At 75.6% G+C, this 17,612-nt stretch carries 20 protein-coding genes and 1 tRNA gene; 1 reads left to right on the forward strand and 20 read right to left on the reverse strand.

Annotated elements, in window-relative coordinates:
• Nucleotides 1-29 precede the first annotated feature (29 nt).
• A complete protein-coding gene (locus JUB12_RS10170; protein ID WP_205699516.1) occupies nt 30-467 on the reverse strand; it encodes a hypothetical protein in 438 nt (145 codons plus the stop codon).
• A gap of 70 nt (nt 468-537) precedes the next feature.
• Nucleotides 538-1,269 (reverse strand): hypothetical protein, encoded by a 732-nt coding sequence (locus JUB12_RS10175; protein ID WP_205699517.1) that lies wholly within the window; start codon nt 1,267-1,269, stop codon nt 538-540.
• Between the two features lie 108 nt (nt 1,270-1,377).
• On the opposite strand from JUB12_RS10175, the gene JUB12_RS10180 reads away from it, so the two are divergent.
• Entirely contained in the window at nt 1,378-1,674 is a 297-nt protein-coding gene (locus JUB12_RS10180) for a DUF4235 domain-containing protein (protein WP_205699518.1), read from the forward strand.
• A 10-nt stretch (nt 1,675-1,684) separates the two neighbouring features.
• Here the strand turns inward: JUB12_RS10180 and JUB12_RS10185 are convergent, their stop codons facing one another.
• From JUB12_RS10185 to JUB12_RS10270, 18 genes are all read right to left on the reverse strand, one after another.
• The gene (locus JUB12_RS10185) at nt 1,685-2,002 is read right to left on the reverse strand and encodes a hypothetical protein (RefSeq protein WP_241004483.1); all 318 of its coding nucleotides are present in this window, start codon (nt 2,000-2,002) and stop codon (nt 1,685-1,687) included.
• A 139-nt stretch (nt 2,003-2,141) separates the two neighbouring features.
• Nucleotides 2,142-3,137, reverse strand: coding sequence for a ribose-phosphate diphosphokinase (locus JUB12_RS10190; RefSeq protein WP_371822329.1), 996 nt, complete (start codon nt 3,135-3,137; stop codon nt 2,142-2,144).
• Nucleotides 3,138-3,231: 94 nt separating this feature from the next.
• Nucleotides 3,232-4,599, reverse strand: a complete 1,368-nt coding sequence (glmU, locus tag JUB12_RS10195; protein WP_241004485.1) for a bifunctional UDP-N-acetylglucosamine diphosphorylase/glucosamine-1-phosphate N-acetyltransferase GlmU — start codon at nt 4,597-4,599, stop codon at nt 3,232-3,234.
• Nucleotides 4,600-4,609: 10 nt separating this feature from the next.
• A complete protein-coding gene (locus JUB12_RS10200) occupies nt 4,610-5,437 on the reverse strand; it encodes an HNH endonuclease (protein ID WP_205699519.1) in 828 nt (275 codons plus the stop codon).
• Nucleotides 5,438-5,500: 63 nt separating this feature from the next.
• Nucleotides 5,501-5,572, reverse strand: a tRNA-Gln gene (locus JUB12_RS10205).
• A 40-nt stretch (nt 5,573-5,612) separates the two neighbouring features.
• Complete coding sequence (locus JUB12_RS10210) at nt 5,613-6,578, reverse strand: EAL domain-containing protein (protein WP_205699520.1); 966 nt, start codon at nt 6,576-6,578, stop codon at nt 5,613-5,615.
• 113 nt (nt 6,579-6,691) lie between these two features.
• Entirely contained in the window at nt 6,692-7,234 is a 543-nt protein-coding gene (locus tag JUB12_RS10215; RefSeq protein WP_205699521.1) for a hypothetical protein, read from the reverse strand.
• A 5-nt stretch (nt 7,235-7,239) separates the two neighbouring features.
• Nucleotides 7,240-8,034, reverse strand: coding sequence for an MTAP family purine nucleoside phosphorylase (locus JUB12_RS10220; protein ID WP_205699522.1), 795 nt, complete (start codon nt 8,032-8,034; stop codon nt 7,240-7,242).
• 10 nt (nt 8,035-8,044) lie between these two features.
• Nucleotides 8,045-9,289, reverse strand: coding sequence for a CdaR family transcriptional regulator (locus JUB12_RS10225; protein ID WP_205699523.1), 1,245 nt, complete (start codon nt 9,287-9,289; stop codon nt 8,045-8,047).
• Nucleotides 9,290-9,292: 3 nt separating this feature from the next.
• Nucleotides 9,293-9,511 carry a hypothetical protein gene (locus tag JUB12_RS10230; protein ID WP_205699524.1) on the reverse strand — a complete coding sequence of 73 codons (219 nt, stop codon included), beginning with the start codon at nt 9,509-9,511 and terminating at the stop codon, nt 9,293-9,295.
• On the reverse strand, nt 9,508-11,067 hold the full coding sequence (locus tag JUB12_RS10235; RefSeq protein WP_205699525.1) for a VTT domain-containing protein: 1,560 nt from the start codon (nt 11,065-11,067) through the stop codon (nt 9,508-9,510). Before JUB12_RS10235 ends, JUB12_RS10230 begins: the two co-directional genes overlap by 4 nt.
• A complete protein-coding gene (locus tag JUB12_RS10240) occupies nt 11,064-11,927 on the reverse strand; it encodes a 4-(cytidine 5'-diphospho)-2-C-methyl-D-erythritol kinase (protein ID WP_205699526.1) in 864 nt (287 codons plus the stop codon). Before JUB12_RS10240 ends, JUB12_RS10235 begins: the two co-directional genes overlap by 4 nt.
• Nucleotides 11,927-12,760, reverse strand: a complete 834-nt coding sequence (gene rsmA / locus JUB12_RS10245; RefSeq protein WP_241004487.1) for a 16S rRNA (adenine(1518)-N(6)/adenine(1519)-N(6))-dimethyltransferase RsmA — start codon at nt 12,758-12,760, stop codon at nt 11,927-11,929. Before rsmA ends, JUB12_RS10240 begins: the two co-directional genes overlap by 1 nt.
• Nucleotides 12,757-13,506: a TatD family hydrolase gene (locus tag JUB12_RS10250; protein WP_205699527.1), complete on the reverse strand. Its 750-nt coding sequence runs from the start codon at nt 13,504-13,506 to the stop codon at nt 12,757-12,759. The genes rsmA and JUB12_RS10250 overlap by 4 nt, the downstream gene beginning before the upstream one ends.
• A complete protein-coding gene (gene metG / locus JUB12_RS10255; RefSeq protein ID WP_205699528.1) occupies nt 13,503-15,035 on the reverse strand; it encodes a methionine--tRNA ligase in 1,533 nt (510 codons plus the stop codon). The genes JUB12_RS10250 and metG overlap by 4 nt, the downstream gene beginning before the upstream one ends.
• A 14-nt stretch (nt 15,036-15,049) precedes the next feature.
• Entirely contained in the window at nt 15,050-15,760 is a 711-nt protein-coding gene (locus JUB12_RS10260; protein WP_205699529.1) for a peptidoglycan DD-metalloendopeptidase family protein, read from the reverse strand.
• 82 nt (nt 15,761-15,842) lie between these two features.
• Nucleotides 15,843-16,655 carry a 16S rRNA (cytidine(1402)-2'-O)-methyltransferase gene (gene rsmI, locus JUB12_RS10265; protein WP_205699530.1) on the reverse strand — a complete coding sequence of 271 codons (813 nt, stop codon included), beginning with the start codon at nt 16,653-16,655 and terminating at the stop codon, nt 15,843-15,845.
• Nucleotides 16,652-17,608, reverse strand: a complete 957-nt coding sequence (locus tag JUB12_RS10270) for an ROK family protein (protein WP_241004489.1) — start codon at nt 17,606-17,608, stop codon at nt 16,652-16,654. Before JUB12_RS10270 ends, rsmI begins: the two co-directional genes overlap by 4 nt.
• Between the last annotated feature and the right edge of the window lie 4 nt (nt 17,609-17,612).

The raw sequence follows: 17,612 nt of genomic DNA on the forward strand, positions 1-17,612 counted from the left end.
GAGCGATGCGGTGGACCGGGAGCTGGTGGTCAGCACGGGTCCTCGTTGTCGCGCAGGGGAGCGCTGAGGCGCAGCAGGCTAGTCGACCGCCCGGCCAGAGCGCTCCCCTCGCGGCGGACCTCGAAGCACTGGACGACCGGCGCCCCCTCCGGGCCGCGGACCCAGACCACCCGGGAGGTCCCGGTGGCGGAGCCCAGCGCGTAGGAGGTCGCCGAGTCCTGGCGGACGAGCTTGACGTCGCCGGGGCCGGCGAGCCGCGGCACCGCGCGCCGCAGGTTGGCGGCGCAGGTCGCGTCGCAGGCGGTGAGGCGGTCCAGGACGCCGTCGACGTCCCCGCGCGCCTGGGCCTCGAGGACGGTGACGATCGCGTCGCGCTCCTGGCCCTCGACGGACAGGAAGCGCGCGAGGCCGGCGGAGAGCAGGAGGAAGAGCGCGACGAAGGCCAGGACGAGCGGGCGCCGCAGCACGGCGCCGACCCTATCCGGCCCTCCGGCGCGCGACGTCGTCGCCGCCCGCGGCGGCGCGTGCGTGAGCCGTTCAGGCGGTCTCGACGAAGTCGTCGCCGCCGTTGAGCTCCATGAACCGGCGGACCGACTGCTCCTGGCGGCCCAGCCGCTCGGCGGTGCGCCGGGCGTGGTCGGCGGCGCGCTCGACGAAGTCCTCGAGGCAGCGCTCCGGGTCGTCAGGCAGCGGGTAGACGTGCGCGACGTCCTGCTGGGCGCAGGCGATGCCCATCGGCGGGCGGCCCTCGGCCAGCGAGCGCGCGCCGCACACCGCCGCGACGACGATCCGGCGCTCGGGGGCCACGAGCGCGAGCGGCATGAGGCGGTGGGCCGGCAGCGGGACGTCCAGCTCCGTCGAGCGCCGCAGCTCCACCTCGCCCTCCGCCAGCTCGGCGAGCGGGTCCTGCCAGACGGCGAGGACGGTGTCGGCGGCCACGAGCGCGTCGCGCAGCGCCCGGGCCTGGGCGACGTAGGCCTCCTCGGCCTCGTCCCGGCTCCCGGCCTCGCCGAGGTCGAGGTCGCACGGCACGCGCAGGAGGTCGCCGGCGCCCAGCGCCTCGCCCTCGCCGTGCTTGCCGTTGGCGACGTAGGTCTGGATCGTCCCCAGGTCCATCCGGCCGTGGAAGACGACGGTGAGCGCGTCGGCCAGCGCGAGGCCGTCGACCTTCAGCGCCATCGAGAGCGCCGACGTGGGGTCGAGGAGCGCGCTGCGCAGGAGCTCCTCGGCGGTCTCGCCGCCGTGCTCAGGCTCGCGGTGCTCGTCCATCTCGGATCCTCCTCTGTGCTGCGGGTCCTTCCCCGCGTCATGCTGACGCAGTCGGGTACCCATCTTCATCGACACTTCGGCGGAAGACCAGGAGCAACCGGTCCACACATGAAGCTCATCTACAAGCCGTTCGGCATCGTCCTCGGGATCCTCTCCGGGTTCCTCGCCAAGAAGGTCTTCGAGGCCGTCTGGGGCATCTTCGACAAGGAGGAGCCGCCCAAGCCGACCACGAAGCAGACCTCGTGGCCCAAGGTCGTCGGCGCGGCCGTCGTCCAGGGCGCGACGTTCAAGGCCACGCGCGCCGTCGTGGACCGCGCGGGCGCGAAGTCCTTCGAGCACGTCACCGGCTTCTGGCCCGGCGACCAGAGGACCGAGAAGTCCCAGGCCGCCGAGGTGGTCCGCTAGCGCTCGACGCTCAGGCCCCGGCGCGGCGGATGACGAAGCCGCGCTGGGCCAGCGTCTCGAGGGCGTCCTCGAAGGCGCCGTAGTCCTGGGCGGTGAGGTGGTCGATCGGCCGGCCCGCCGGCCCGGGCGTCCGCATCCAGCGCTGCAGCGCGCCGGGGTGCACCCGCTCGCCGGCCTCCTCGGTCAGCGCCAGGAGGATCGGCAGCTGGGGCTTGTCGTCCAGCGCGCCCGAGAGGATCGACAGCGGGTCGGCGCCCAGCGCCGCGCACAGCTCGTCCTCGGTGAGCCCGAGGCGCTCCATCAGGACCGCGGCCGCGGTGGCCGTCATCTCCGAGCCGCCCCGGCCTGATCGCGGATGCGGCGCGGATCGTCGTTCCTGCGAAGGAAGAGGAAGAGGCACAGTGCGGACGCACGGGCCGCCTCTTCCGATGACGCCCGCAGGGGCGGCGAGGCGCCCCGCATCCGCATCAGAAGAGCTGGTTCTCGCCTCCGAAGACCTCGGAGACCGAGTCGTCGGTGAAGATCCGGCGGATCGAGTCGGTCAGCAGCTCGGCGCAGCTGAGCTGCTTGATGACGTCCGGGGCCCCGGGGCGCAGCGGCAGCGTGTCCGTGACGACGATCTGCTCGAAGTTCGCGGCGGCCAGGTTCTCGTACGCCTTGCCGGAGAAGATCGGGTGCGTCGCCGCGGCGAAGATGCGCGCGGCGCCCTCCTCGCGGACGGTCTCGGCGGCAGCGCGCAGCGTCCCGGCCGTGTCGATCATGTCGTCGACCAGGACGGCGGTCTTGCCCTTCACGTCGCCGATGACGTAGCCGATCTCGGCGACCTGCTGGGCGGGGCGCTCCTTGTCGAGGATGGCGAGCTCGGCGCCGATCTTCGAGGCGAACTTCTTGTTGAGCTTCACGCGGCCGGCGTCCGGCGCGACGACGACGAGGTCGTGCAGCTGGAGGTCCTGGAAGTACTGCGTGAGCATCATCAGCGCCGTCATGTGGTCCATGGGCACGTTGAAGAAGCCCTGGATCTGGCCGGCGTGGAGGTCCATCGACAGGACGCGGTCGGCCCCGACGGCCTCGAGGCAGCGAGCGACGACGCGCGCGCTGATCGGCTCGCGCGGCGCGGACTTCTTGTCCTGGCGCGAGTAGGCCAGCCACGGGCAGACGGCGATGACGCGGTGGGCGGAGGCGCCGACGGCGGCGTCGATCATCGCCAGGAGCTCGAAGAACGCGTCGTTCGTCGTGATCCCCGTCTCCTCGTTGCCGCAGATCGGCTGGATGATGAAGACGTCGGCGCCGCGGATCGACTCCCCGTAGCGGCAGTACACCTCGCCGTTGGAGAACGTCTTGAGCGTGCAGGGCCCCAGCTCGACGCCGAGCTTGCCGGCGATGCGGGCCGAGAGCTCCGGGTTGGCCCGGCCCGAGAAGAGCATGAGCTTCTTCGCAGAGTCGATCGGGAGGGCGGTGGTCATCGACGGCTGCTCCTGGACGCTCACGGCGCGGGCGAGTCTAGCCGCCGGTCCGGCGGGCGCCCCGTTCGTCGTGGACGCAGGTGCGATGGCGACGTCAGTCACGGTCGGCGTACCCCTGGATGTTCTTCTGGCGGGCGCGGGCGACGGCCAGCGCGCCCGGCTCCACGTCGTCGGTGATGACGGATCCGGCGGCCGTGAAGGCGCGGTCGCCGAGGGTCACCGGCGCGACGAGCGTCGTGTCCACCGCGGTCTTCACCTCGGCGCCGATCGTCGTCCGGCTCTTCGTCCTGGTCCTGCCGTCGTAGTTGGCGGTGATGGTCGCCGCGCCGAGGTTCGTGCCCGGCCCGACGTCCGCGTCGCCGATGTAGGACAGGTGCGGGACCTTCGTGCCCGCCCCGATGTCGGAGTTCTTGAGCTCGACGAAGGTCCCGGCCTTCGCGCCCTCGCGCAGCACGGTGCCGGGGCGCAGGTAGGCGAAGGGCCCGACGCTCGCCCCCTCGCCGACCTCGGCCTGGTCGAGGACGCTGTGCAGGACGCGGGCCCCGTCGCCGATCGCGCTGGCCGTGGCGGTCGTGTGCGGGCCGACGGTGGCGCGGGCGCCGACGCTGGTGCCGGCGCGCAGGGTGGTCCCCGGCTCGATCGTGGCGTCCTGGCCGATCGTGACGTCGGCGTCCACGACGACGGAGCCCGGGTCGGTGACCGTCACGCCCGCGCGCATGTGGCCCTCGAGGATGCGGCGCTGGGCGATCGCGCGCACGGCGGCGAGCTCGACCCGGTCGTTCACGCCGAGCATCGCCTCGGGGCCGAGGTCGTGCGCGGCGACGGGCTTGCCGGCCGCCCGGAGGTGGGCGACGCAGTCGGTCAGGTAGAGCTCGCCCTGGGCGTTGTCGGGCTTGAGGAGGCGCAGCGCCTCCCCGAGCGCCGCGGCCTCGAAGACGTAGACGCCGGCGTTGACCTCGCGGATCGCCAGCTGCTCGGGCGTCGCGTCGCCCTCGGCCTTGGCCTCGACGATCTGCTCGACCGACCCGTCGGCCCCGCGCACCACCCGCCCGTACTGGCCCGGCTCGTCGAGCACCGCGGAGCCGACGGTCGCCGCCGCCCCGGCGGCCTCGTGCGCGGTGAGCAACCCGCGCAGCGCCGTCCCGTCGACCAGCGGCACGTCGCCGTTGACCACGAGCACCGTGCCCGTGTCGGGCAGCGCCTCGCGCGCCGCGACCACCGCCCCGCCGGTCCCGTTGGCCTCCTGCTGGACCACCCGCACGGCGTCCTGCGGCAGCGCCTCGGCGATGTCGATGTCGGGCGACACCACCACGACCACGCGCCCCGCCCCGGCGTCCTGCACCGCGCCCGCGGGCCACGCCACCAGCGCCCTGCCGCAGAGGTCGTGCAGCATCTTCGGGGTCGCGGACCTCATGCGGGTCCCGCGACCGGCGGCCAGGACCACGGCGGTCAGCTCGCTCACGCCGCCGATGCTACGCGGCCTCCCGTTCGACAGGCCGTCCGGCGGACGGCATCTCGGACCCCCCGTCGCCCGAGGCGGGCACCGGCCCGCGCGGACGCCGCGGCGGCTCGACGCCGGCGGTGCGCAGCCACTTGCGGATGGCGTTGTCGCTCACGCCGTAGCGGCGACCGACGGCGGAGAACCCGAGCTCGTCGACCTCGCGCAGGAGCTGGTCGGTGGGTGGGCGCTCGACCTTCCGCGCACCAGGACGCGGCTTCTCCGCGCGGTCGTACCGCATGCCACACGCCCGCGAGCAATACCGCTGAGCCCGACGGTTGGGCCGGAAGGTCGAGCCGCAGCGCAAGCACTCTCGCTCGGGCACCATCGCGCTCGAGTTGCGCCCGCAATGCGTGTCGAGGGTCGCGGCGCAGTTCGGACAGACGATCTGGAGGTTCTCGAGGCGGTTGTCGTTGGACACGCCGTTGATGTGGTCGAGGATCAGCGACATCCGCCGTCCTCGCCAGTGCTCGCCCTGCCCGCAGAGCTCGCACCGCGGCTCCTTGAGACCTTCGGCGTAGAGCCGGCGCTTCAACGTGCCGCGCGCGACGAGCGACCCAGCGACCAGGAGCTCCTCAAGCGGACGAGGCGTCGCCCGACTTCGGCGAAGGCCTTCGAGCGCCGCTCCTCGTGGGTCGAGGTGGTCCGTCGGGATGCCCCAGAGCTCGACGTACTTGCGCAGGACCGGAATCGATCCTCCGCTCTGGCAGACGCCCAGTCGGCGCAGTGCCTCGGTCAGCGAGCGCGAGGCGGCGATGGCCTCGCGGGCCTGCGCTTCGGTGTATGACAGCGGCCTCGGCACGAACACATGTTCGCATCTGGATCGGACGCATTCGACCCGGCGCAATTCGAACCGGCACTGCGACTGGGGGGCTCGGATTCGAACCGAGGTTTCAAGGCGTCAAAGGCCTGCGACTTGCCGCTAGTCCACCCCCCAAACGAGGGCGAAGCTAGCAGCGGTCGCCTCCGCCGGCGGCTCAGCCCGCGAGCGCCACGACGAGCCGCTCGACCGGCACCGCGCCGATGCGGCGACCGGCGTCGTCGACGGCGACGACGGGGGCGAAGCGGGCGGGGGCCTGGCGGGTCATGGCGAACCGGGCGGCCTCGCCGAGGGGCGTCGAGGCGGGGAGCTCGAGGGTGCCGTCGGGGAGGTCGACGAGGGAGGTGCCGGCGGCCAGCTCGCCGAGGGTGACGACGGCGCGGCGGTCGGCGATGGCGAGGCCGCGCAGGCCGGCGGCGATCGCGTGGTCGAGCTCGCCCGGGACGGCGGACGGGACGCCGAGCGCGAAGCCCTGGGCGAGCGGTACGCCGAGGCGGCCGAGGGCCTCGAGGTCCTCGTCGGCCTCGACGCCCTTGGCGACGACGGTCGCGCCGAGGCGCGCCGCGATCGGGAGGGCGTCGCCGGCGACGCGGTGGTGGACCTTGACGTAGCGCGGGGAGAGGGCGGCGAGGAGCTCGGCGTCCAGGGCGTCGGCGTCGTCGGCGGCGACCTGGGCGCCCGCGGCGCGCAGGGCGGCGAGGGCCTCGCCGACGCTCGTCGGGTCGACGTCCGGACCCTGGGCGGTGACCTCGACGACGAGCGCGTCGAGGCGGCCGTGGCGGCTGAGGACCGCGCGGACGTCGTCGGAGCGCAGGGCGCTCGCGCTGAGGTTCACGGCGACGGACCGGCCCCGGCCGAGGAGCGGGCGCTGGGTCAGCGCCGCCTCGAGGACCTGGGCCTCTAGGGCGCCCGCGCAGCCGAGGTTCGCCGCGGCCGCGAACCAGGCGGCCGGCGGCTGGTCGCCCGTCGGCCGGGCGAGCGCCTCGTAGGCGCGCACGACGCCGGCGCGCAGGTCGACGATCGGCTGGAAGTGCACGCGCAGGCGCTCGGGGGCGGCCAGCACCTCGGCGAGGAGGTGGGGCCAGGCGGGCACGACGGAGGAGGCGGAGGGCTGGACGGGCATCGCTGGTCCAGCCATCGGCCGCTGCCCACCCAGACCTGAGCAACCCGCGTCGCCGGACGGCACCGACCGTCCATCCGCGGAGGCGGGGCCCTCCCCGTCCGGGTAGGCCGCGGTCACAGCGTGGCCGGCAGCAGGTCGCGCAGCTCGCGCGGCGCGACCGGGTCGGCGCGCAGCGCGCGGGCGTCGGCGACCGTCGCGAGCCGTCGCTCCGGCCGCAGCATCCCGAACGGCCCCCGCGGGTCCCCGGCCACGCGCGCCAGCCGGTCGAACGGCGCGCCGACCTCCGCGAGCCACGCCGGCTCGGCGCGGGCCAGCACGAGCAGGAACGGCTGGCCGTCGCCCGCCGGCGCGAAGGCCAGCTCGACGCCGTCCTCGAGGTCCTGCCGCGCCGCGCGGACGTGGTGCGGACCGAGTCCGGGGACGTCGGGCGCCGCGAGGAGGACCGGGCCGTCGTGGCCCTCGAGCAGCGCCCCGAGCGCCCGGGCCCCCGCGGCCTCGCCCGCGCGCTCCCCCGCCACCTCGCGCGCCCACGCGCACGCCCGCTCGCGCAGGACCGCCCGCAGCCGGTCGTGCAGCTCGGGACCGAGCCGGTCGCGCAGCTCCGGGTCGGGCGGCGCGGCGAGGGCGTCGACGACGACCGCGGCGAACGGGCCCACCGGGGTCAGTCCCAGCGGAAGTGCGTGCCGACCGGCTCGGGCGGCCCGGCCGCCGCCACGCGCGGGACCGCCTCCCCCAGCACGGCCGCGAACGCCGACGGGCTGCGCTCGATGAGCGAGACGAGCGTCTCCACGGGCGTCGCCTCGTCCTGCACGCCGTTGGCGTAGTCGGTCGCGTAGCCCAGCAGCGCGTAGGGCAGCTCGGCCTCGCCGCACAGCACGGTCTCGGGCCCCGCGGTCTGGGAGACCGCGCTCACCCCGCACGCCGCGAGCCCGCGGATCTCGGCCTTCGTGTTGAACCGCGGCCCGTCGACGTGGCCGTAGCAGCCGCCGTCGCGGACCTCCTGGCCCGCCGCCCGCGCCGCCTCGAGCAGCGCGCCGCGCAGGGCCGGGCTGAACGGGTCCTCGAAGATCCAGTGGCCGCGTCCCGGCGCGCCCGGCTCGGTGTGCAGCGTGCAGATGGACCCGTCGGCGAGCCGGTTGACCGTGAAGTGCAGGTCGTCGAAGACGACGAGCGAGCCGAGCGCGATCGTCGGGTCCACCGCCCCGCAGACCGTCACCGCGAGCACCGCGTCGCACCCGCGCTCGACCAGCGCGCTGACGTTCGCCTGGTGGGTGACCTGGTGCGAGACGAGCTCGTGGCCGGTGCGGTGGCGCGCGAGGTGGACGACCTCCGCGCCCGCGAAGCGCCCCTCGGTCACCGGCACCGTCCCGAACCGGGTCTCGACCTCGGCCGGGGCGGCGTCCTCGAAGCCCGGCAGGGCGTAGGTGCCCGAGCCCGTGATGATCCCGATGCGCACAGCGCGCAGCCTACGACCGGCGCGGCACGCGGCCGCCGCCCGCGCCGCGCTCGCTCGCCGGGCCCCCGCGCGCCGCGATGCCCAGCACGCGCATGGCCTTGAGGCCCAGCGAGAGCTTCTCGCGCCCGTCCGTCGAGCCGACGTCGAGCCCGGTGAGCTCCCGCACGCGCTCGAGCCGGTAGCGGATGGTGTGGCGGTGGGTGAAGAGCCGCTGGGCGGTGCCCGCGACGTTGCCGTCGGCGTCGAGGAACGCCTCGACCGTCAGGACGAGGTCGGTCTCGTACTGCTCGTCGTAGGCGACGAGCGCCTCGACGGTCTCGGCGTAGAAGCGCTGCAGCTCGGCCGGGTCCTCGGCCATCGCGCTGAGCAGCAGGCGGTAGGCGCCGGTCTCGTCGAAGGCGAGGACCGCCGCGGTCTCGACGGCGCCGTCCTCCCCGCCGGACGCGGCGCCCGGGCCGGTCTCGCCCTCCGCCACGTTGGCCGCCAGCAGCGCCTCGTTGCCCGCCCGGGCGAGGTCGAGCACGTCGCCGGCCGGACGGCTGTGGCCGAGGGCGAAGGTGTGCGCCGGCAGGCCGGCCTCCATCTCGCGCAGGACGGCCTCGCACGTCCGCCGTCCCGCCTCCTCCTCGGCGCCGGGCACGAGCAGGACGACCTCGGCGCCGAGCGTCTCCTCGCGGTCCGACAGCGCGGCGATCGCGCCCGGCGTCGCCGCCCGGGCGCCGCGCTCGGCGATGCGCAGGACGCGCTCGCGCCACCCGTCGGCCTCGGGCGCGTGGGCGTGGGCACGGGCGACGACGACCGTCGCGCCCGACGCCAGGTCCACCCCGAGGTCCGCGCCTCGCGCCAGCAGCTCCTCGCGCTCGCCCGGGTCGCGCGACAGCACGGTCGAGATGAACCGCGAGACCGCCTCCTCGCTGGCGCGCTCGGGCGCGCGCAGGCGCTCGACCTCCGAGGCGATGAGCGTCGTGACGAGCCGCAGGACCCCCGGCCCGACGTCGCCGCGCACGCGCAGGCGCAGCGTCCCGACCGGCTCGTCGGCGACGCGCAGCTCGAGCGCCTCGGTCCCGTCGCCGTCGGCCAGCAGCGCCCGCTCCTCGCCCTGCGAGCGCGCGGCGACGGCCAGCACGGCGCCCGAGCGGTCGCTCAGGACGATGCTCGCGTCCAGCGCCCGGGCGGCCGCCCGGACGACCTCCGGAAGGCCCGCCCCGCGCTCGACCGCCTCGGTGATCTCCTCGAGGGCGGACAGGTCGATCAAGGGCTACACGCGGTCCCAGAACCAGACGACGCCGGCACCCGCGGCCGCCCCGATGATGAGGAAGGCGGCGAGGACGTACAGCGACAGGAACGCCGCGGCCACGCGCTCCCACGGGCGCGAGTAGGACGTCCACGCGGGCACGAGGATGAGGCCGACGTACGCGGCCAGTGCGAAGACGCCCGAGCAGGCGGCGACGAGGACGGTGATCGACTCGTTGCTCATGCGCGGTCGGACGGCATCGTGCCAGACGCGCCGCCCCGCCGGTGGTAGCTGCCGATCACCGCGACGAGCCCGGCCAGCGCGAAGCAGGCCGCCCCGGTGCCCAGCCCGCCGACCACGTCGGAGACGAAGTGGGCCCGCAGGTAGATGCGCGTGAGCGCCACGGCGACGGCCACGACGACCGCGCCGACGACGAGCGCGGTGGCCCGGGCGAAGCCCGGGACGACCCGGGTCAGGGCGACCGTCACGGCGATCCACGCCACCCCGTAGGCGGCGTGGCCGGAGGGGAACGACGCGAAGCTCGTCTCGACCAGCGAGCCGATGGGCCGCGGCCGGTCCTTGGCCGCCTTGACGAGGTGCACGACGGCGAACGTCAGCGTCATCCCGCCCACCAGCGCGAGCGCCGCGGCGACCTCGCGGCGCATCGCCAGCCAGATCGCGGCGCCGAGGACCACGCCGGCCGTCGCCGCGAGCGACCCCAGGTCGGTGACGACCTTCGCGACGTCGTCGCCGCTCGCGGTGCGGATGTCGTTGGCCCACTCGAGCGCCCGCAGGTCGCCCAGCGTGTAGGCGTCGGTCGCGAGCGTGGCCAGCGGCGAGACCAGCGCGAAGGTCCCCGCGGCGAGCACGGCGATGAGCGTCGTGACCTCCAGCCCGAGGTCGCCCGGCGTGATGCGCGCCCAGACGAAGCGCCGCGGCCGGCGGCTGCCGCGCCACAGCGGCAGCAGGACCCGCAGCAGCGGGCCGAAGACCCGGTGGTGCTGGTGCTCGTGGACCCAGACCCGCAGCGCCTCGCGGTGCTCGGGGTCGCGCAGCCAGCGCGCGAGCCAGACCGCGGCGACCACGACGACGATCGTCGTGCCGAGGGCGAAGGCGCCCTTCTCGGCGTACTCGAGGACGGTGTCGAAGCTCTGCCAGAACAGGAAGCCGAGGACGAGGAACGTCGCCGACCACAGGCCTGCGCCGAGCACGTCGTAGGGCACGAAGCGCTTGAGCGGCATGCCCGACGAGCCGGCGAGGAACGGCGAGACCGCGCGGACCAGGCCGACGAAGCGCCCGAGCAGGACGGCCTTGCCGCCGTGGCGGTCGTAGAAGCCCTCGACCTGGTGCAGGCGCTCCTCGGTGATCTGGACCTTCGGCCCGTGCTTGACGAGGAACGCGCGGCCCAGGCGCCGCCCGAGCCAGAACGAGACGAGGTCGCCGAGGATCGCCGCGACCCAGACCAGGCCGATGAGCGTGGCGAGCGAGATGCGCCCCTGCCCGGCCACCACGCCGCCCAGGACCATCGCCGTCTCTCCGGGTGCCAGCAGGCCGACGAACGCGCCGGTCTCGAGGAAGGCGAGCGCCGGGACCAGCAGGTACGTCCAGCGCCCGAGGGTCTCCCCCAGGTCCTCCGCGACCTGCTCGGCGTTGGGCAGCTCGACCAGGCCGCTGCCGTAGAGCAGCAGGCCGAGGACGACGACGACCCCGCCGGCCAGGAGCGTCGGCTCGAGCTTGCGCCGGCGCCACACGACGAAGGCGGCGAGCGCCACCGCTGCGGCGATCGGCCCGGGCTTCACGCGGCCAGCACCTCCCCGGCGTCGGGCCCCACCGGCTTGGCGACGAGCGCGCCGTCGAAGCGCGCGGCCGCCGCACGGGCCGCGGCGCCGTCGCGGAAGAGGCCGAGCGTCGTCGGACCCGAGCCGCTGACCAGCGCGACGTCGGCGCCGGCGGCGCGGATCGCGTCCAGACGGTCCTGCAGGTCGGGGCGCAGCGAGAGCGCGGCGGGCTCGAGCTCGTTGACGCAGAGCTCGTCGGGCAGGTCGGGCAACGCGGCCTCGACGGCCGCCAGGGCGTGGGCGAGCGCGTCGGCGTCGCGCGGCAGGCCGAGCCGGTCGGCCTCGCGGAAGACGTCGGCCGTCGACAGGCCCTGCGGGTCGGGGACCACGAGGACGCTGTAGGGCGCGACGCCGGGGACGCGCCGCAGGACCTCGCCGATGCCGGTCGCGAGCACCCGGCCCGGGCGGACCTGGGCGGGGACGTCGGCGCCCAGGAGCGCGGCGACCTCGTGCAGGAGGTCGCGGGGGATGCCGCCGGCCGCGCGGGCGGCAAGGCGCAGCGCGGCGCCCGCGTCGGCCGAGCCGCCGGCCATCCCCGCCGCGACGGGGATGCGCTTGTCGACGGTGACCTTCATCGGCGGGCCGGTCCACCCCGCGTGCTCGCGCAGGGCGAGCAGCGCCTTGAGCGCGAGGTCGTCCCGCTCGGCCACACCGGGCGTGGCCGCCGCGTCGCGCTCGCCGTCGGCGGGCTCGAGCGTCACGCGGTCGGCCAGCGACACGGACTGCATGACGGAGACGAGCTCGTGGCGGCCGTCCTCGCGCAGCGGCCCGAGGAAGAGGCAGACGTTGACCTTGGCGGGCGCCATCGTGCGCAGCCGCATCAGCCGCCGGCCTCCGTGGTGAGCGCGGCGTGCAGCGCCCGGAAGTCGTCGGGCGAGAGGCGCTCGGCGCGGACGTCGTCGGGCAGGCCCGCGGCGGCGAGCGCCGCACGCACGGCGTCGCGGTCGCCCGCCCCCGCCAGCGCGACCGAGCGCGCGAGCGCCTTGCGGCGGTGGGCGAAGGCGCCGGAGACCAGGCGGCGCAGCGCGGGGTCGGCGGGCGGGCCGGTGCGGCGCAGGGCGACGAGCACGCTGTCGACGTTGGGCACCGGGTGGAAGACGGTGCGCGAGACGGCGCGGTGGACCTTGACCTCGCAGCTCAGCTGGGCCAGGACGCTCGGCGCGCCGTAGGCGGGCGTCGCGGGCGCGGCGGCGAGGCGCTCGCCGACCTCCTTCTGCACCATCGCGACCCAGCGGGTGACCCGCGGGAGCTCCTCGACGGTGCGCAGGATCGCGCTCGCCGCGATGCCGTAGGGCAGGTTGGCGACGACCGCCGTCGGCTCGGGGTCGAGGCCGGCGAGGTCGAGCTTCATCGCGTCGGCGAGGTGCAGCGTCGTGTTGGGGTGCGCGTCGAGCGCGTCGCGCAGCGCGGGCTCGAGGCTGCGGTCGAGCTCGACGACGTGGACGTGCGCGCAGCGCGGGGCGAGGTGCTCGCTGAGCACGCCCAGGCCGCCGCCGATCTCGAGCGCGACGTCGTCGGGGTGCAGGTCCGCGGCGCGCTCGATGACCCCGAGGATGTTCGAGTCGACGAGGAAGTTCTGCCCGAGGTCGCGCTTGGGCCGGACCCCGAAGGCCTTCATCCGCCGCAGCGACGGCTGGGTGGGGAGCTCGGTCACCACCCGAAGAGGCGCGCGGCGTTCGCGTCGACGACGGCCTCGAGCTGCTCGTAGGACTGGCCGCGGCGCTCGGCGACGAAGCGCGCGGTGTGCGTCACGTGCGCCGGGCGGTTGCGCTCCTTGCGCACGGCCTGCGGGGTGAGGTACGGCGCGTCGGTCTCGACGAGGAGGCGGTCGTCGGGCACGCGCTCGGCCGCCGCGGCGAGCTCGGTGTTCCTGGGGTACGTGACGTTGCCCGCGAAGGAGATCCACCAGCCCTCGGCGAGGCACTCGTCGAGGCGCTCGGGCATCGAGAAGCAGTGCAGGACCACCTCCAGGCCCTGGGCCCGGTCGCGCAGCGTGGCGATCGTGTCGTCCTCCGCCGCGCGCGTGTGGATCACGAGCGGCTTGCCCGTCGCCCGGGCGACGTCGACCTGCGCGTGGAAGGCGCGCTCCTGGTCGGCGCGGGGGGCGCCCTCGCGGAAGAAGTCCAGCCCCGTCTCGCCGATCGCGGCGCACAGGTGGTGGCCGGCGAGCGCCTCGACGTCGGCGAGCTCCGCGTCGTCGAAGCCGGCCGCGGCGTTGGGGTGCGTGCCGACGGCGGCGCGGACCTGCGGGAAGGCCTCGGCGGCGGCGAGGGCCGCGCGACGGCTGCCGGGGTCCATCCCGACCGTCAGCATCCGCGTGACGCCGAGGCGGGCGGCCTCCTCGACCAGCTCGCGGTCGTCCTCCTTGCAGGAGGCGAGGTGCGTGTGGCTGTCGATCACGACGCGGCGGCGGCCGGCGGCACGCTGTCGCGCTCCTTCGGGAACAGCGGCTCGAGCTTGTGGGCGGGGCCGAGGGCGACGGCGCCGGGGCGCGCGTCCTGCAGGGCGGTCGAGGGCGCGCCGAGCGCGTCGAGGACCTTGACGGTCGTCTCGGGCAGCCACGGGTGCAGCAGCACGCAGACGATCCGCAGGCCGTCGGCCAGGGAGGCGAGCACGCGGTCGAGGTCGTCCGCCCTGCTGTCGTCCTTGGCCAGCGTCCAGGGCGCCGACTCCTCGACGTAGCGGTTCAGGCGCCGCACGCGCTGCCAGATCGCGTCGAGCGCCTGGCTGAGCTCCGCCTGGTCGACGTGGCCGGCGACGGTCGCGTCCAGGCCGGTGAAGTCGGCGGCCAGCGCACCGTCCAGCGCCGTCGCGGGGACCTCGCCGTCGCGGTAGCGGACGAGCATCGCCGTCGTGCGGCTCGCGAGGTTGCCCAGCTCGTCGGCGAGCTCGGCGGTGTACCGGCGCCCGACGGCCTCCATCGACGTGGCGCCGTCGCCCCCGAACGTCACGTCGCGCAGGAGGTAGAAGCGCAGCGCCTCGACGCCGTAGCGGTCGACGACCTCGAGCGGGTCGAGGACGTTGCCCAGCGACTTGGACATCTTGCGCCCGTCGGCCCCGAGCAGGAAGCCGTGGACGAAGACGTGCTCAGGCACCGGCAGCCCCGCGGCCATGAGGATCGCGGGCCAGAAGACCGTGTGGAACTTCAGGATGTCCTTGCCGATGACGTGGTAGGTCGCGGGCCAGAACTCGTCGACCAGGTCCTCGCCGGGCCGGGCGTAGGTGAGGGCCGTGTAGTAGTTGAGCAGCGCGTCGAACCACACGTAGAAGACGTGGTCGGTGTCCCACGGGACGGTCACGCCCCACGTGAGCTTCGCGCGGGAGAGCGAGACGTCGTTGAGCCCGCTCTTGATGAACGACAGCGCCTCGTTGCGCCGCTCGCGCGGCTGCACGAAGTCCGGCCGCTCCTCGTAGAGCTGCTCGAGGCGCTCCTGGAACTGCGAGAGCGCGAAGAACCAGTTCTCCTCGGACTCGCGGACGAGCTCGATCTCGTGGATCGGGCAGCGGTTGCCCTCGGCGATCTCGTTCTCCGCCTTGAAGTCCGCGCACCGCGGGCAGTACCAGCCCTCGTACAGCCCCTTGTGCACGAACCCGTTGTCGTGCACCCGCTGCAGGACCTCCTGGACCTTCGCCCCGTGCTCGGCGTCGGAGGTGCGGATGAAGAAGTCGTTGGAGACGCCGAGCACCGGCATCAGGTCGCGGAAGCGCTGCGCGTTGCGGTCGGCCAGCTCGCGCGGCTCCAGCCCCTGCGCCTTCGCGGCGTCCGCGACCGGCTCGCCGTGCTCGTCGGTGCCCGTCAGGAAGAACGTCGCCTCACCGCGCTGGCGGTGGTGGCGGGCCATCACGTCGGCCGCGATCGTCGAGTACGCGTGGCCCAGGTGGGGCGCCGCGTTGACGTAGTAGATCGGGGTCGTGACGTAGAAGCCCATGCGCTGCCTGAACGCTACCGCCGGACCACCGCCTCCCCGGACCCGGCGCCGGCGGCCGCACGGGTGCGGGCACGGGAGCCGCGACGGGCCCGGGTGGCGAGCGCGCCGAGCCCCAGCCCCGCGGCGACGAGCGCCAGGGCCGCGAAGGCGGCCGGCGGCGCCGGGGCGGAGGCGGGCCGCGGCCGCGCCGGGGGCGGCGCGAGCACCCGCGCAGAACCCGGGCGGGGCGGGCGCGACGCGCGACGCGGTGCCGGCCCGAGCACCGGTGGCGGCGCGAGCGCCCCTCCCGCGCCGAGCAGCACGAGCGGATCGCGGTAGCCGAAGCGGTCGCCCTCGACGCGCGCGCCGAGCCGCAGCACCCCGCGGGGCCCCAGCGTGCCCAGCCGCGCGCCCGCGACGACGACCGCGCCACGACGGACCACGACGTGGCCGAGCCCGAGGTGCGTCGCCCGCAGCCGCCCGCAGCGCACGGTCACCCCGCGGCCGCGCGGCGTCGGGCCGGCGAAGCGCACGACGCCGCTGCACGCCGCCCGCACCACCGAGCCCGGCGCGGCACGAAGGTCGATGCCCCGGCGCCGGCCGGCGGCGAACGGCGCCTCCCGGGCGTAGGCGAAGGCGCCCACGACCACGCCGTCGACCGGCCGGCGCCAGCGCTCCGCCCGCGCCGTCGCCGGCCCCACCAGCAGGAGCACGACGAGGGCGAGGAGCGAGGCGACACGGGGCACGCCCGCGATCGTCGGGGCGCGCCCGCCCCGAGTGACCCGCCCGCGCACCTTCCGCGACGCCCCCGCCGCGAAGCCGCGCGGTTCAGCGCTCGTCCTGCAGCGCCCGGTACAGCGCGTTGGCGCTGACGCCGGTGAGGTCGGCGACCACGCCCGCCGCCGGCCGCGCCCGCGCACCCGCCTCGACGAGGCGCTTGACCGCGTCGAGCGCCGCCGCCTCGTCGCCCGCCCCCTCCGCCGCGGCCCCGACGACCACCACGACCTCGCCCTTGACGGTCGCGCCGGCGTAGCGCGCCGCGAGCTCGGCGGCCGTGCCCCGGACGACCTCCTCGTGGACCTTGGTCAGCTCGCGGCAGACCGCGACCGGCCGCGCCCCGTCCACCTCGGCCAGGACCGCGAGCGACGCGCCGATCCGGTTGGGCGACTCGAACGCCACCAGCGTCTCCTGCGCGCCGCCGACGAGCTCGGCCAGGGCGCTGCGCTTGCGCGGCAGGAAGCCCGCGAAGCGCCAGCGCTCGGCCGGCAGCCCGCTCACGACCAGCGCGGCGAGGGCGGCGCTGGGCCCCGGCAGGACCTCCACCCCGATCCCCGCGGCGATGCACTGCTGGACGAGGATCGCTCCGGGATCGCTGACCAACGGCGTCCCCGCGTCGCTGACGAGCGCCACGACCGCACCGTCGCGCATGCGGCCCACGAGCTCGGCCGCGCGCTCGCGCTCGTTGTGCTCGTGGTAGCTCACGGTCCGCGCCCCCACGCCGTAGCGGTCGAGCAGGACCTTCGTGCGCCGCGTGTCCTCGCACGCCACCACGTCGGCCTCGCGCAGCGCCGCCAGCACGCGCAGCGTCACGTCCTCGAGGTTGCCGATCGGCGTCGGGCAGACCACCAGCCGCCCGCTCACCGCGCGGCCTCCATGGCCAGCAGCGCCGCGCCGAGCATCCCGGCGTCGGCGCCGAAGCGCGCCTGGACGATCCGCACGACGTCGCGCGACGGCCGCAGCGCGCGCCGGGCGACCTCCTGGCGCGCGGGCTCGAGCAGCAGCTCGCCCGCGGCGATCACCCCACCGCCCACGACGACGACCTCCGGGTTGAAGACGTTGACGAACGACGCGATCCCGACGCCGAGGCGCCGGCCGATGAGGGCGACGACGTCGCGCGCGGCCTGGTCGCCGTCGTGCGCGAGCTCGGTGCACAGCGCGCCGGTGACCTCCGTGCCCGCCGCCAGCGCGCGGCCGAGCCCCGAGTCCGGCGCCGCGCGCGCCACCCGCAGGGCCTCGCGCCCGAGCGCGGACCCGGAGGCCATGACCTCGAGGCACCCGTTGTTCGGGCACGAGCCCTGGCAGGGCGGGCCGTCGAGGTCGACGACCACGTGACCGAGCTCGGCCGCCGCGCCGACCGCGCCGCGCACGATCCGCCCGTCGACGACGAGCCCGCCGCCGATGCCCGTCCCGATCGTCAGCAGGACCGCGTGGCGTGCGCCCATCGCCGCGCCCGCGTGGTGCTCGGCGAGCATCGCGCACGTCGCGTCGTTGTCGACGACGACCGGCACGCCGAGGCGCTCGGCGAGCAGGTCGCGGATCGGCGCGTCGCGCAGCGGCAGGTGCGTCGTGTGGACCGCGACACCCCGCGCGAGGTCCATGAGCGAGGGGATGCCGAAGCCGACGGCGCGGACCTCCTCGCCCGCCGCCTGCTGGACCTCGCGCACCTCCGCGACGACGAGGTCGACGAGGGCGGCGGTGTCGCGGACGCGCGGCAGGCGGTGGGCGCGATGGTGCACGCGCAGGTCCGCGTCCACGGCACCGGCAAGCAGCTTCGTGCCACCGAGGTCGACGCCGATCACGCAGCCGCCGGCCACGACG

This window comes from Conexibacter sp. SYSU D00693, from assembly GCF_017084525.1.
Classification (GTDB): Bacteria; Actinomycetota; Thermoleophilia; order Solirubrobacterales; family Solirubrobacteraceae; genus Baekduia.